Below are 13,962 nucleotides of genomic sequence, written 5' to 3'. Positions count from 1 at the left end.
CACGCGGGATATCACCAGGTCCACACAAGCTTTCCCCCCACATTCGCGCCCGAGGGTTGTGGGGCGCGCCGCGTGCCGCGGCGCAGCGGCGCGTGTTTCGACGGTCGCCGCGTGTTTCGACGGGCGGGGCCGCGTGTCCCGACGGGCGGGCCGCGGGCCCTGGATGTTCGCGTGTCCGCCGAACCCCGGACACATCAACGCCTCAATCAACGCCTCACGCATAGCTGACGGACCGTCAGATCGGCGCTACCGTGGCGCACATGGAGACCATGGAGACCGCCACGGCGACGCCTACCGCCTTCCCGAAGATCATCTCCGTCGACGACCACACGGTGGAGCCCCCGAACGTCTGGCAGGACCGGCTCCCGAAGAAGTACCGGGACATCGGTCCCCGCATAGTCCGCGCGCCGCTGAAGGAGATGACGTTCCTCGGTGGCCGCTTCAGGCCCGTCATGGGCGCCCTCGGCGACGACGGCCCGATCGGTGACTGGTGGGTGTACGAGAACCTGCAACGCCCCCTGACCCGCCTCGACACCGCCGTCGGCTACTCCAGGGACGAGATCAAGCTGGAGATCATCACGTACGAGCAGATGCGCCCCGGCTCGTACGACGTCACGCAGCGCCTCGCCGACATGGACGTCAACCACGTCCAGTCGGCCCTCTGCTTCCCGACCTTCCCGCGCTTCTGCGGCCAGACCTTCACCGAGGCCGCCGACCACGAGCTGGGGCTGCTCGGCATCCGGGCGTACAACGACTGGATGGTGGAGGAGTGGTGCGGCCCGAAGGCGCGGGGCCGGCTCATCCCGCTCACCCTCATCCCCCTCTGGGACGCGGAACTGGCGGCGGCGGAGGTGCGTCGCAACGCGGCCCGAGGAGTCCGGGCCGTGGCCTTCTCGGAGATCCCCCCACACCTCGGCCTGCCCTCCGTCCACACCGACGACTGGGACCCCTTCCTCGCCGCCTGCGACGAGACCGGCACGGTCGTGGCCATGCACATCGGCTCGTCGAGCCGCATGCCGTCCACCTCCGCCGACGCCCCGCCCGCCGTCGGCTCCACCATCACCTTCGCCAACTGCTGCTTCTCGATGGTCGACTGGCTGATGAGCGGCAAGTTCGAGCGTTTCCCCAACCTCAAGGTCATGTACGCCGAGGGTCAGATCGGCTGGATCCCGTACATCCTGGAGCGCGCCGACGTCGTCTGGGAGGAGAACCGCGGCTGGGGCGGCGTCGCCGACAAGGTCCACCGGCCGCCGTCCGAGCTCTTCGCCGACCACGTCTACGGCTGCTTCTTCGACGACGCGTTCGGGTTGAAGAACCTCGACGCGATAGGTGTGGGGAATGTCCTGTACGAGACCGACTATCCCCACTCCGACTCCACCTGGCCCGACTCCCGCCAGGTGGGCGAGGCCCAGATGGGCCACCTGGACCCGGACGTGGTCGACCGCATCGTCCGCCGCAACGCGATCGAGCTGCTGGGGCTGACGGAGGAGGGGTTGTGGGCGGGACCCTGACGAGTGGCTAGGGGGTTCGGAGCTGTTGCTGCTGGGGTAATTACCTGATCCTCTCCGAGGCCGACGGGTACGGGCTGTGGCCACCCGGGTCACCTTCTCGGCCGTGAACGGCCGAGCTTGTGTACTCGGTCGTTCACACCTTGTCGCGCTCCCGACTGTCCCCTACGGCAGGACGGTCACGGGTCGCATCTCCCCACGTTCCGGCCTGTTCAGGCTGGTGCGGGGACGGGTGCGGTGACGAACACCCACGCCGAGCGTGCGCGGTTGCGCACGTCGACCCCGGCGACGTGGTCGGCAGGCCCAGCGAGGCCGCACCGACGACAGGAGAAACGGTCCCGGTCGGGCCGGTTGGCCCGCTCGGTGTGCCCGCAGCGCGGGCAGCGCTGCGAGGTGTAGGCCGCATCCACCTCCAAGAACGGCACCCCGGCCTTACGGGCCTTGTAGGCGAGGTGCTGTCCGAGCTGGTGGAACGGCCACGAGGAGAGCGTGCCCCGCTGGTCGCGACGAAGCCGTACCCGGTCCCGGATCCCGTCGAGTTGTTCGACAGCGATCCCCCGACCGGTGCGTTGCGCGACGGACACGATCTCCTTGCTGATCCGGTGGTTCACATGAGTGGCATGACGCTGTTCCTTCCGCGCACGGCGGGCCGCACGGCGGGTGGCCGAACGCGTCTGCTTCGCCTGGGGTTCGGCGCGCTTGCGGGCCTGCCACCGCCGGTAACGGCTCAGGCTGCGGCCCTGGTAGTTGGTGCCGTCGCTGGTGGTGGCTAGGTTGACGATGCAACCGGTAGATGAGCCGGTCGGCGCGGTCGGATGCGGCGCCGACCGCGCTGGGGCGAGGTACTTGGACCGTGTCCTACGTGGCGAGGTCGCTGGGTCCCCATGACCACTGCCGAGACAACGCGGAAACCGGCGACCGACGAGCGACGTCGGCCGCATCCGATGGTCGGCCGACACGGCGCGAGTCGTCTCCGCATCCCAACGGCATCCCAGGGTCTCCCTGTTTCCACAGGTCAACAGGGGTGGGATGGTCCCACTGTCCCGGTACGGCGGCAGCTGTTGTCGGGGTTCCCCGGCGTCCTGGAATCTGTGGATGTCGCACACGTCATCAGGTGAACGGATGACGACGCACTTCATTCAGCGGGGCCTCGGTCTGTCCAGCGCAGCGTTAGCTCCCCACTTGTACATGTCACCCAAAAAGGAACTCATGTGAAGAAGCCCCGTATGGGCCGCGTGGTCGCGGCCTCGGCCGTGCTGATCAGCAGCGGCGCCATAGTCTTCGTCCCCGCGTCGGTGGCCTCGGCCACCGAGGACGACTGCGACGGCATTGCCGTCGTCGGCGTCTTCAGGGCCGTCGAGTCCGGAGCCTCGTTCGACTTCAGGGGCCGCCGCGTCGAGCTGCAGAACGAGTCGGCGCTCGACCGCTACAGCCGCGCGGAGATCAAGTCCGGCCGCAGGGCCGGCGACCGGCTGTGGGTGGACCGCAGCCACCGCTCGTTCCCCAACTTCAAGGGCGTCGTCAGCGACCAGCAGGCGAAGAGCGACGGCTGGAAGATGTGCGGCCCCTACACCGGCAGCCGCACGCAGTCCGTCTTCAATGCCAACTTCGCCGCACGCGCCTGTGGCGAGTTCGACGGCATCACCAAGTGCGGCAAGTGGTGGGTGGACTGACGTGCCCCGGCGGCGGGGCACCGAAGCGGTGCCCCGCCGTGTGACCGCATCCCGCAAGGCCGCCGCCCGTCCACGTGGGACGGGCGGCGGCCTTGCGGGACGTGTCGGAACGGTCTTACCCGGTTGCTCACGGTCCCGACGGGCCGGGCCCACCATGTTCACGGACGGTCTTCCCCACGGATCTGTGGAGCGCGGCGGACCAGGCCACCGGACACCGGCGCGGTGTCGAGGTCGTCGCCGTCCTCGTGGCGCAGCACCCAGTCGTCGAGGTCGAGGGCGGCTTCGAGGGGGGCGGTGCGGGTGAGGGGGCGCCACCAGGATGCGGCGGTGTGCGGGGGCAGGTCGAGGAGCGCGCCGATGAGTCGTGGGTCGGTGCCGCCCAGTCGCTCGTACACGACGGCGGCCTCGACGAGCCGGTGTGCGGCGGTGAGTGCGCGTACGGCGTCGGCGAGTACGGCTCCCGCTGCGGCGGGGGTTCCGCCGGGGCCCGGCTCGTGTGCGCCGATCGGGACGGCGGCGCGGGCGAGTTCGGCGAGTTCGTACGCTTCGTAGGAGGTCAGGAGTCTGGCGTACGACAGGTCTGTGTAGCGGGAGCGGGAGCGGGAGCCGGTTCCGGAGTCGGAGCCGTCGGAGGGGTCATCCTCGCCCATCTCAGCCCACCCGGTCGCGAACGAAGTACAGGACGGTCATCGTGACGGCCGTGCCCAGGACGACGCCTCGCAGGGCGCGGGCCGGCAGACGGAGTGCGAGGCGGGCGCCCGTGAGGCCGCCGGCCACGGCGCCCGTGAGCATCGCGGCGAGGAGGAGCGGGGCGCTGAGCGCGTCCGAGGCGATGAGGAAGAGCGCGGTGGCGCTGAGGTAGACGGCGGTGACCTGGGCGATCCGCATGGGATTGCCGGTGGCGGGGTCGAGGCCGAGGCCGATGCTCCACAGCGCCAGCATCAGGATGCCTACGGCTCCGCCGAAGTATCCGCCGTACACGGCGAGCAGGAACTGGCCGATCAGGAGGGCTCGCGGACCCAGCCCGGCCGCCTGGTCCGGGGCGGAGCCGAGCACGCGCAGGACAGGGCGGCCGAAGGCGAGGACGACCGTGGCGAAGGCCAGCAGCCAGGGTACGGCGGCGTCGAAGGAGGACGACGGCAGGAGCAGCAGGAGCGCGGCACCGAGGCCACCGCCGAGCACGCTGGTCGTGGTCAGCGCTCGTGTGGAGGCCGCTCCGACCTGGGACATCTCATGCCGGGAGACCCAGGCACCGGCCACCGAGCCGGGGAGGAGGGCGATGGTCGAGGCCGCGTTCGCCGTCACCGGGGACAGGCCGACGGCGACCAGGGCGGGCAGTGCCACGAACGTGCCACCGCCGCCGACGGCGTTCAGCGTCCCGGCGGCGAGACCGGCCAGCAGCACGAGCAGCATCTCGGACATCTGCCGAGCATCGCCCGGGGACGCGGTCACCCACAACGGGCCCACCATGCGCGAATCCCGTACCCAGCCTAAGTCCCTGCCATAGGCTGACGCGGGTGCGCTACGACCTCGACGACCTGCGGCTCTTCCTCGGCATCGTGACGGAGGGGTCGATCACGGCGGGCGCCCGCCGGATGCATCTGAGCCTGCCGTCGGCCAGCGCACGGGTGCGGGCCCTGGAGCACCACGCAGGGGTGGCCCTGCTGGTCCGGGGCCGCCGGGGCGTGCGGCCCACCCCGGCGGGAACCGCGCTGGCCCGGCACGCCCGGGAGGTCCTCGACCGGACGGCCCGCCTCGAAAGCGCCGTCGCCAGTTACGCCCGCCCCCGGACCGAGCCCCTGACCCTGCTGGGCGGCGGCTCCGCCCTGCACCGGCTGGTGCCGCGAGCCCTGGTCTCGTTCCTGCGCGCCCACCCGGACATCGACGTCACCGTCTCCGAGAGCCGCACCCCTCGGACGCTGCGGATGCTCGCGGCCGGTGAGGCGGACCTGGGGGTCGTCGTCGACGACGAGGCCCGCGACCGGGGCCTCGACACGGAACCCCTCGGCGACGACTCCCTCGTCGTGGTCGGCCAGGCCGGCGGCATCCTCGCCGGCCGCACGGCACTGACGTACAGCGAGGTCGCCGAGCACCCCCTCGTCGGTCTCGACGCCGGCTCCTCCCTCCGCCGTTGGATCGAGAAACACCTCGGCCCGCACGCCCCGGCCGCCCGCCACCGCACCACCGTCGCCGACCTCGGCACCCTCGTCGCCCTCGCCTCCGCCGGCGTAGGCCTCGCCGTCGTACCCCGCCGCGCACTCGACCCCGACCAGCCGCCGCTGGACGTGTGCGAGCTGCGCGAGCCCTGGGCCCGCCGCCACCACCTGCTGGCCTGGGGCGCCGGCGCCCGCACCTCGCCCGCGTCGACGGCGGTCGAGGCACTGGCCGAACACCTACGAGAGGCGGCCCGCTCCCTGCCCCCGACCGAGCCCACCTCGCCCCGCCCGGGAAGTGGCTCCACGCCCCTTGTCTGACGGATCGTCAGCTACGACGATGGGTGCGGCCACGCACACGACGGCCACCGACAGCCCATCAGCCGGGGGAGCGACCATGCGAGCACCGCAGGAGAGCGGACTGGGCGGACTGGGCGGGCCGGGCCGACTGGCCTACGGCATGCAGCTCCCCGTCCAGTCGCAGAGCACCCTCTACACCGAACCCTGGGAGGTGGACGCCGGGCCGGAGGACCTGGCCGAGATCGCGCGGGCCGCCGACGGGGCGGGGTTCGCGTACGTCGCCACCTGCGACCACGTCGCCATCCCGCGCCGCCTCGCGGCCGCGATGAGCACGGTCTGGTACGACCCGGTCGCCACCCTCGCCTTCCTGGCGGGGGTGACGGAGCGCGTCCGGCTCCTCAGCCACGTCGCGGTCGTCGGACTCCGCCACCCACTCCTGACCGCCAAGCAGTACGCCACCCTCGACCACCTCTCCGGCGGCCGACTGATCCTCGGTGTCGGCGCCGGGCACGTCCAGGAGGAGTTCGCGGCGCTGGGGGTCGACTTCGAGCGCCGGGGGGCCGTCCTCGACGAGTGCGTCGACGCGCTCCGAGCGGCCCTGGGACCGGACGAATTCCCCTCCCACCACGGCAAGTTGTACGACTTCGACGACCTGGGCCAGCGCCCCCGCCCCGCCCAGGAGCATGTCCCGCTGTGGGTGGGCGGCTCGTCCCCCGCCGCCGTACGCCGAGCCGCCGTACGCGGCGACGGCTGGCTCCCCCAGGGCGACCCCCGCGACCGACTCCCGGCCCAGATCGACCGACTCCGGCGCCTACGGGAGGAGGCCGGCGTCACCGCCCCCCTCACCATCGGCGCGATCACCGAGCCGCTGTACGTCGGCGACCCGGACTGGGACGTCGGGCGCCGCACCCTCACCGGACGCCCGGAGGCCCTCGCCGAGTCCCTACGGGCGTACGCGGCGATGGGCGTGAACCAGATCCAGGTCCGCTTCCGGAGTCGGAGCCGGACCGAACTTGTCGACCAGATCGGGGAGTTCGGCTCCGAGGTGGCCCCGCTGCTGTAGAAGCCGCCGCCCACCTCCGCCCGTGGAGGGATGCTGCTGGCGAATCGCCAAGCGGGAGCCAAGTGGGCGCGCAGTCCCAGCGACACGCCGTGCAGGCGGCGTGTCGCTGGGACTCTCATGCCACTTGACGGCGGCTTGCTACCGGGGTTCTGCCTCCTGCCCGGTCCGGCAGCGCGGGCAGCGGCACGGTGGCCACTCGTGCGACCTCGGCAGGCGCTCGGTGTCGTGCTCGCTGGTGACCGTGAGCTGCTGTGCGTGGCCGTCGGTCTCGCCGTCGGGTCTGATCCGGTAGGTGCGGATGGTCAGTCGGGAGGCCCCGTTCTCGGGGTACCGCCCAGCCTTCACCGGGTCCCGCCCCTGCCGTGCGCATGACGGGAAACACGGGCAGGCGGACATCGGCGGCAGCCCTGTGCTTCCTGGCAGCGGTACGTCAGCCGTCTGACGACACCCCAGGTGCGGATCCTCGCAGCCGGGCCGCCCGGCGAGCGCGCATTCGGCGGACAGCGCCGCGTCCGCCTCCGGCGGCCTCAGCACGCCACCACCCCGTCGGCGCCGACGACGTGGCAGTCGAGATCGATCCCGAAGTCGGCGGCGAGGACCAGCGCGAGCCGCCGCCTGGACTGCCGTGCCTGCTCCCGCTCGGCGGCGACGAGGTAGGGGCGGACCAGGGGGGAGACGGCTCCGTCGAGGGGGGAGTCCGTGTCGAGGCTGTATGGGGAACGCGGGGCCGGGGGGCGCGTGGTGGCCGTCGGGGATGCGTCGGGCTTGTACGCGGGGTCGGGCTCGTCGAGGCGGGTACCGGCCCGCCTCCTGCCGGTACCTGGGGCGAAGGCGCCCAGAACCCACCGCAAGAGCGCGTGGATAATGCTCACTGTCGTCAGCTCCTTTGCAGCTGGTGGCCAAGCCCCCGGACGGGTCGCATCCGTCGCGGGGGTCTTCTCGTGTCATGACCGACATTAGGGGAACCTGGTCATGGCATGCCATGCCATGACACAGATGAGTGTGGATTTCCCTGGCCGCTTACGGTCAACCCATGGTGGACATCCCGGCGGGCTACGGCCCGGATGACGAACTGGACGCGGACGCGGCGGACCCGCTGTACCTGCAACTCGCCGCCGTCCTGATCTCCCGTATCGAGAACGGCGTGTATCCACTGGGGCGGGCGGTGCCCGGCGTGGACCGGCTGATGCAGGAGTTCGGGATCGCACGCGGGACGGCCCGCAAGACGCTGGTCCTCCTGGCCGAGATGGGCTACCTGCGTACGGTCGTCGGTAAGGGATCGTTCGTCATCCAGCGAGAGTCCGCCGATGCGCCCGAAGGCCACGGGTCGGGTTCGACTGACGAGTCCGAGTCATGAAGCATGACCGTTGAGTGGTCCCGGCTCAAGCCACTCCCCGGGGCCCACAACCACCCCTACCGCGGTCGCATCAGCTCCAGGTCCTCACCCCACGCGTCCAGCACCGCGCCGTGCCCGGCGCGCCGGGCCACTGCTTCGGCCTGGGCGAAGAGGCGACGCTGTGTGGAGACGTCGCCCGTTCCCGAGATGTGGGCGACGGCGTCGAGCAGCGTGCCGGTGTCCCAGCCGGGCAGGGGGAACCGGGTGAGCTCCCACTCCAGGTACTTGTTGTAGGGGCGGGGACGACGGTCCAGCGCGAAGAGGAACTCCAGCAGAGCCCCGACACTGTCGGCGGCGTCGAGCCGGGCCGCGAGCGCCTGCCCGTCGCGGTCGTTCTTGACCGAGCGGTAGAGGGAGTTGGCGTAGGCGTCGAGCCATCCGCCCGCCTCCCGGAAGGCCTCATCGGCGTCGAGCCGTGCCTTGTCGGCCAGGATCTGCGCGATGACTCCGTCGAGCCGGTCGAGCACGACCCGGGCGCGGGCGAGGGCGTACCGCTCGAAGCCGGGCATTCCGGCGGCGCGGAACTCGTCGAGGGAGAGGACGACGAGGTCGAGTTCGGGGGTGCGGCGCCCGGCGAACCGGGTGAGGTCCGACGTGGCGCCATCGGCGAGGACGACGTAGAGGTCGTGGTCGGAGTGCTCGGTGGTCATGCCCTCATGGGCCCGGGAACCCTTGAGGACGAGGCCGACGACAGCTGGGTCGGCGGCGGCGAGTTCGACGAACGCGTCGTAGGTGTAGATGAGGGGCTGCTGAGCGGCCATTTGGTGATCTCCGGTGTGGTGGCGACGGGTATGCCAGTCGGCGGCCCCTGACTTATCGTCATCGGGGCCGCGCGCACCGTTCTGCGGCGGCACTCGGCCACCGCCCGGAAGAGCTCAACGCACATGCGGACTCTACCGCCGTTCAGGCGTGGTGGCAGTGAACTGGGCGGCAGGACAGGGGAGTTCAAGGCAGAGATCGCTCCGCTGCTGCGGCGGGCGGCTTGGCCTGTACCTGTCTGACAGGCAGACAACTCCTTCTTGAAACTTCGAACAACCGGCGCCCGAGTCACGTATGTAGGAACGTCATGGCTTCGGCGGAAGGACACGCGAAGTGCGATCCCCCCGGCACGTTCGAACTTCCCAGCACGTCGGCACCACTGTTTCAGCTGCTCAGGCACAGCCTTCCCGTGTCCCGGCACACCCTCCCCGTGTGTCGACGCAGTCCTCCCACGGCCTGTCGGTCGCGCTCGCCTGCGCCGAGGGGGAGTGGTCGCACGACGACTGGCCGGCCCCGGACGACCGGTACGTGGGCCGCGTGCTGCACATCCCGCCGCCCTACCACGCCCTCCGGGAGACCGAGGTGGATGTCGTGGTCCTGCGCTGCGAGGATCCGTCGGTCTCCTTCCCCGGGCTGCTGAAGGCCATGGGGGCCATGAGCGCCCCGGTGATCGTCGTCAGTCCGCGCGGGGACATGGAGACGGTCGTCGAGGTGTTCCGGGGCGGGGCCGGCTATCTCGTCGAGGGCGACTACTGCACCTGCATGCTCTCCTCGGCGGTCATGGCCGCCACGGTCGGCCACACCTACCTCTCGCCCACCGCCTGCGCCGCCCTCCGGGACGCGGCCCGACGCATGCCGGGCGAGGAGGAGGCGAGGGAGCGGCTGCGGTCCCTGCTCTCGCCCCGCGAACGGCAGATCATGGAGCTGCTCTCCACAGGCCTCGGCGCACAGGAGATCAGCCTGCGTCTACGGCTGAGCGAGAAGACCGTCCGCAACAACCTCAGCAACATCTACGCCAAGCTCGACGCCCGGGGAAGTACGGAGGCGGTGCTGAGGTGGCTGGGGGCGACCTCCAGGGTTCGCGTATGAGAACGCCTGGATAAGCGCGGTCAGGAACGGGGAGAACCTGTTTGACGAACCGTATGGAAAAGCCCCCGCGCATCATGCGGGGGCTCAATCGGCTGTTCCCGGGCCGCTATTGAAGCGTGACCTCGGGGAGCGCGACCTCTTCGTCGGTCACGTTCGTGCCGCCCTCGCCGAACCCGGGTTCGGCGCGTGCGCTCCCCTCGCTGTTGAGGAGCCCGTTGGCCTGCGGTGTGCCGCACTCCACATTGCGCAACCAGAGGCGGCCGTCCGGCGTTCCGTTCTTGAGGATCTGCGGATAGAAGGCGTGAATGGTGGTGGCACCCTCGCTGGGAGAGGCGAATACCTTCCCGCCGTCCTGCTCCTCCTTGTAGGTGGCCCGCAGGAATCCGCTCACGTCGGTGCGCTTGTGGGACCACATGAAGAAGGCTATGTGGTTGGGCTTCACAATGCCGTCCAAGGTGAACTCGAACGACGACGTGGTGTCGTCACGCTTGATATTGAATTCCGTGGTGTTGAACTCGACACCGACCTCGAAGAACGAGTTCCCCAGCTTCGTGCTGCCGCCCGCGACGTTGCCTTCCTCCAGCTGGATGACGCGGGTCACGGATGCGCTTCCGCTGAAGGCCTTCGTCGCCGCCGTGGTGATATTGCAGTTGTCGGTGATCGAGGTGACCCGCTCGTTGGGGCCGAGACTGTTGATCTTGTGCTGCACGGGGATGAACTCGCAGTTCTCCAGCTCCTTGGAGTCCGCTGCGCAGTCCGCGGCCACCTGGTCGGGAGTCGCGGCACCCGCGCTGTACATCAGGGGTACGGCCAGTCCGATCGCGGCCACCGGTGCCAGTGCGAGGGTGATGCGCTTCTTCTTGCTGCGGTGGTTGCCGCTGCGACCGGTGCGTGTCATGTCTGTCTCCTGCAAGGGTGATTGGGGGAGGAGCACTGATGGGGAGGGGTGCCCCGTGGGTGGGGAGGGGGCGGTCGAAGCCTGTGTGGCGGAGGTGGGGGCGACCGACGGCGGTCGGTCAGCAGTCCTCGACCGTGGACTTGTACGTGCCGTCCGCGAGGCCTGGCTTGCCGGCGGCACCGGGCAGGATGACCGGTCCCTCGACGACATCCGGTGCCACCAGGTTCTGCTCAGGAGTGGCGTTCGTGGTGGTGGTGGCCTCCCTGGCGTCTATACGCACCCGCCATTCGCCGGTCATGCGCTGCATTTTCGGCGTGAACGTCAGGCTCATGACCTTCCCGACGGGGACTTCGAACCCTTCCGCACTCTTGGCGGACGTCGAATTGATGGTCATGTCCAGCGTGCCCTTGTGCCTCAACCAGGAGCCGCTCAGGGCTGAGAAGAGACCACCGACGCCGCCCTGCTGGGTCGCGGTGTACTTGCCCTGGCCCTGACCCACCGTCTGCCCGGGCCCGGCGCTCACCTTCACCGGGTCGGTGGCGTTCGGCTCGCAGTTCGGGAAGTCGACGGTGACCTTCTCCGTGGGGCCGTCGAAGGTCTCGAAGTTCGTCTCGACGAAATCACAGTTGTCGGACTCGAAGCTGGGTCCGGCAATCGGATGGCCATTGAAATCGAAGATGTCCTGCTGCTTGCCGTTGAGTACCTCGGCCCGCTGGCACTTCGTGATGATCTGCTCGGCCGTCAACTCGTCGGCGGCGTTGGCCGACGGAAGCAGAACGGTGGCGACGGCCGCTCCGGACACGAGGGAGGCACCGATCGCGATGTATCGGACCTTCTTGTTCTTGAAGCGCCTCTTGGCTGCCATGATCAGTTTCTCCTTGGGGGTTCCTTTGCCTGCCGATGGAGGAATGTTGACGCGCTGTACGACTGTCCAACAGGGTCAAACATCCCTACTTGTGGGTCACTTGTGGTTGCGTAAGTGAACGTTCGGCATCGATCTGACGCTCCATCAGGTCTGGAGGTACCCTGACCTCGGCCAACGCACCGCGAAGGGAGTCCACATGGGCAAGCTCGACGGACGTGTCGTCCTCGTCACAGGCGCCGCACGTGGTCAGGGGGAGCAGGAGGCCCGGCTGTTCCGGGCGGAAGGGGCCCACGTCGTGGTCGCCGACGTCCTCGACGACCAGGGAGAGACCCTCGCCAAGGAGATCGGCGCGCTCTACGTCCACCTGGACGTGAGCCGTGAGGACGACTGGGCGGCCGCGGTGGCCGCCGCCAAGGGCGCGTACGGCCGGGTCGACGGCCTCGTCAACAACGCCGGCGTCCTGCGCTTCAACTCTCTTGTCGACACCCCCCTCGACGAGTTCATGCAGGTCGTGCGGGTCAACCAGGTCGGCGTCTTCCTCGGCATCAAGACCCTGGCTCCCGAGATCGAGGCGGCCGGCGGCGGCACGATCGTCAACACCGCCTCGTACACCGGGATGACGGGCATGGCGTATGTCGGCGCGTACGCCGCGACCAAGCACGCGATCGTCGGCCTCACCCGCGTGGCCGCGCTGGAACTGGCCCGCAAGGGCGTCCGGGTCAACGCGGTCTGCCCCGGCGCCGTCGACACCGCGATGACCGACCCGGGCGACGAGGCGTCCGCCGAGGCCGTCGACAAGCTCTACCGCAAGCGCGTCCCGCTCGGCCGGATCGGCCGGCCCGAGGAGGTCGCGCGGCTGGCCCTCTTCCTCTCCTGCGAGGACTCCTCCTACATCACCGGGCAGCCGTTCGTGATCGACGGGGGCTGGCTGGCCGGGGTCAGCCTCATCTGAACGGCAACCGCCGGATCTGACGGCTCGTCAGCTATTGACGCTCCACGGGGCCGGTGGAACAGTCGGCCGTATCGAGATCTGACGTTCTGTCAGATACGGCTGCCGGGGTATGGCTGAGGACGGTGAACCTCCTTGGAATTCGGGCTCTTTGTACAGGGATACGTGGGCAAGCGGGCCGAGACCGACCCGCTCGCGGAGCACAAGGCGCTGATGGAGGAGACCGAGTACGTCATCCAGGCGGACAAGTCAGGCTTCAAGTACGCGTGGGCCTCCGAACACCACTTCCTGGAGGAGTACTCGCATCTGTCGGCCAACGACGTCTTCCTGGGATACCTGGCGCACGCGACGGAGCGGATCCATCTCGGCTCCGGCATCTTCAACCCCCTCGCCCAGGTCAACCACCCCGTGAAGGTCGCCGAGAAGGTCGCCATGCTCGACCATCTCAGCGAGGGCCGCTTCGAGTTCGGCAGCGGACGCGGGGCCGGCTCCCACGAGATCCTCGGCTTCATCCCCGGGGTGACCGACATGAACTACACCAAGGAGATCTGGGAAGAGACCATCGCCGAGTTCCCCAAGATGTGGCTCCAGGACGAGTACGTCGGCTTCCAGGGCAAGCACTGGTCACTGCCGCCGCGCAAGATCCTGCCCAAGCCGTACGGGAAGTCCCACCCCGCGATGTGGTACGCCGCCGGGTCGCCGCCGTCGTACTCCATGGCCGCGCGCAAGGGGCTCGGCGTGCTCGGCTTCAGCGTGCAGAAGGTCTCCGACATGGAGTGGGTGCTGGAGCAGTACAAGACCGCGATCGTCGACGCCGAGCCGATCGGGGACTTCGTCAACGACAACGTGATGGTGACGACGACCGCGATCTGCGCGCCCACGCACGACGAGGCGGTGCGGGTCGCGGTGAACGGCGGGCTGCACTATCTGCCGTCGCTCGTCTTCCGGTACCACGACACCTTCCCACGCCCCGATGGCTTCCCCGCGTGGCCGGAGACGCTTCCCGAGTACAACGAGGAGCTCATCGAACTGCTCATCGAGGAAGAGTTGTTGATCTGCGGGGACCCGGACGAGGTGGTCCGGCAGTGCAAGCGGTGGGAGCAGGCCGGGGCGGATCAGTTGAGCTTCGGGTTGCCGGTGGGGGTGCCGAAGGAAGCGACGTTGCAGACGATCAGGTTGGTCGGGGAGCACGTGATTCCGAAGATCGACACGGATCCTGTGCACAGGACTTCGCGGTTCCGGGCGGCGGGGTGAGGGTCGTATGGCGGCTGCGGGTCCGTCGTGGTTGCTCGCGCAGTTCCCCGCGCCC

The 13,962-nt window shown here is 69.6% G+C and carries 15 protein-coding genes; 8 read left to right on the top strand and 7 right to left on the bottom strand.

Annotation, left to right across the window (positions count from 1 at the left end):
* Positions 1-260: 260 nt before the first annotated feature.
* Positions 261-1,511, top strand: a complete 1,251-nt coding sequence (locus tag JIX55_RS23060) for an amidohydrolase family protein (protein WP_257565203.1) — start codon at positions 261-263, stop codon at positions 1,509-1,511.
* A gap of 209 nt (positions 1,512-1,720) precedes the next feature.
* On the opposite strand, the gene JIX55_RS23055 is transcribed toward JIX55_RS23060, so the two are convergent.
* A complete protein-coding gene (locus JIX55_RS23055; protein ID WP_257569446.1) occupies positions 1,721-2,449 on the bottom strand; it encodes a transposase in 729 nt (242 codons plus the stop codon).
* Positions 2,450-2,719: 270 nt separating this feature from the next.
* Here JIX55_RS23055 and JIX55_RS23050 point away from each other — a divergent pair, with 270 nt between their 5' ends.
* Positions 2,720-3,181: a hypothetical protein gene (locus JIX55_RS23050; protein ID WP_257565202.1), complete on the top strand. Its 462-nt coding sequence runs from the start codon at positions 2,720-2,722 to the stop codon at positions 3,179-3,181.
* A 158-nt stretch (positions 3,182-3,339) separates the two neighbouring features.
* Here the strand turns inward: JIX55_RS23050 and JIX55_RS23045 are convergent, their stop codons facing one another.
* Both JIX55_RS23045 and JIX55_RS23040 read right to left on the bottom strand, forming a co-directional pair.
* Positions 3,340-3,831, bottom strand: a complete 492-nt coding sequence (locus JIX55_RS23045) for a hypothetical protein (protein WP_257565201.1) — start codon at positions 3,829-3,831, stop codon at positions 3,340-3,342.
* A gap of 1 nt (position 3,832) precedes the next feature.
* Entirely contained in the window at positions 3,833-4,603 is a 771-nt protein-coding gene (locus JIX55_RS23040) for a sulfite exporter TauE/SafE family protein (RefSeq protein WP_257565200.1), read from the bottom strand.
* Between the two features lie 95 nt (positions 4,604-4,698).
* Between JIX55_RS23040 and JIX55_RS23035 the strand changes: the two genes are divergently transcribed.
* On the top strand, positions 4,699-5,655 hold the full coding sequence (locus JIX55_RS23035; RefSeq protein WP_257565199.1) for a LysR family transcriptional regulator: 957 nt from the start codon (positions 4,699-4,701) through the stop codon (positions 5,653-5,655).
* Between the two features lie 76 nt (positions 5,656-5,731).
* Complete coding sequence (locus JIX55_RS23030) at positions 5,732-6,697, top strand: LLM class F420-dependent oxidoreductase (protein WP_257565198.1); 966 nt, start codon at positions 5,732-5,734, stop codon at positions 6,695-6,697.
* Positions 6,698-7,224: 527 nt separating this feature from the next.
* Here the strand turns inward: JIX55_RS23030 and JIX55_RS23025 are convergent.
* Complete coding sequence (locus tag JIX55_RS23025; RefSeq protein WP_257565197.1) at positions 7,225-7,569, bottom strand: hypothetical protein; 345 nt, start codon at positions 7,567-7,569, stop codon at positions 7,225-7,227.
* A gap of 161 nt (positions 7,570-7,730) precedes the next feature.
* On the opposite strand from JIX55_RS23025, the gene JIX55_RS23020 reads away from it, so the two are divergent.
* The gene (locus JIX55_RS23020) at positions 7,731-8,054 is read left to right on the top strand and encodes a GntR family transcriptional regulator (protein WP_257565196.1); all 324 of its coding nucleotides are present in this window, start codon (positions 7,731-7,733) and stop codon (positions 8,052-8,054) included.
* A 56-nt stretch (positions 8,055-8,110) separates the two neighbouring features.
* Here the strand turns inward: JIX55_RS23020 and JIX55_RS23015 are convergent, their stop codons facing one another.
* Positions 8,111-8,854, bottom strand: a complete 744-nt coding sequence (locus tag JIX55_RS23015; RefSeq protein ID WP_257565195.1) for a hypothetical protein — start codon at positions 8,852-8,854, stop codon at positions 8,111-8,113.
* Positions 8,855-9,284: 430 nt separating this feature from the next.
* On the opposite strand from JIX55_RS23015, the gene JIX55_RS23010 reads away from it, so the two are divergent.
* Positions 9,285-9,941, top strand: a complete 657-nt coding sequence (locus JIX55_RS23010; RefSeq protein ID WP_257565194.1) for a response regulator transcription factor — start codon at positions 9,285-9,287, stop codon at positions 9,939-9,941.
* Between the two features lie 106 nt (positions 9,942-10,047).
* Here the strand turns inward: JIX55_RS23010 and JIX55_RS23005 are convergent, their stop codons facing one another.
* Both JIX55_RS23005 and JIX55_RS23000 read right to left on the bottom strand, forming a co-directional pair.
* A complete protein-coding gene (locus JIX55_RS23005) occupies positions 10,048-10,839 on the bottom strand; it encodes a hypothetical protein (protein WP_257565193.1) in 792 nt (263 codons plus the stop codon).
* Between the two features lie 118 nt (positions 10,840-10,957).
* Positions 10,958-11,704 carry a hypothetical protein gene (locus tag JIX55_RS23000; protein WP_257565192.1) on the bottom strand — a complete coding sequence of 249 codons (747 nt, stop codon included), beginning with the start codon at positions 11,702-11,704 and terminating at the stop codon, positions 10,958-10,960.
* 196 nt (positions 11,705-11,900) lie between these two features.
* Here JIX55_RS23000 and JIX55_RS22995 point away from each other — a divergent pair, with 196 nt between their 5' ends.
* Entirely contained in the window at positions 11,901-12,656 is a 756-nt protein-coding gene (locus JIX55_RS22995; protein ID WP_257565191.1) for an SDR family NAD(P)-dependent oxidoreductase, read from the top strand.
* Between the two features lie 132 nt (positions 12,657-12,788).
* Positions 12,789-13,907, top strand: coding sequence for an LLM class flavin-dependent oxidoreductase (locus JIX55_RS22990; protein WP_331607397.1), 1,119 nt, complete (start codon positions 12,789-12,791; stop codon positions 13,905-13,907).
* The last annotated feature ends 55 nt before the right edge of the window (positions 13,908-13,962 follow it).

Origin of the sequence: Streptomyces sp. DSM 40750 (assembly GCF_024612035.1) — a bacterium.
Classification (GTDB): domain Bacteria; phylum Actinomycetota; class Actinomycetes; order Streptomycetales; family Streptomycetaceae; genus Streptomyces.
This window is presented reverse-complemented; position numbering and strand designations above follow the sequence as displayed.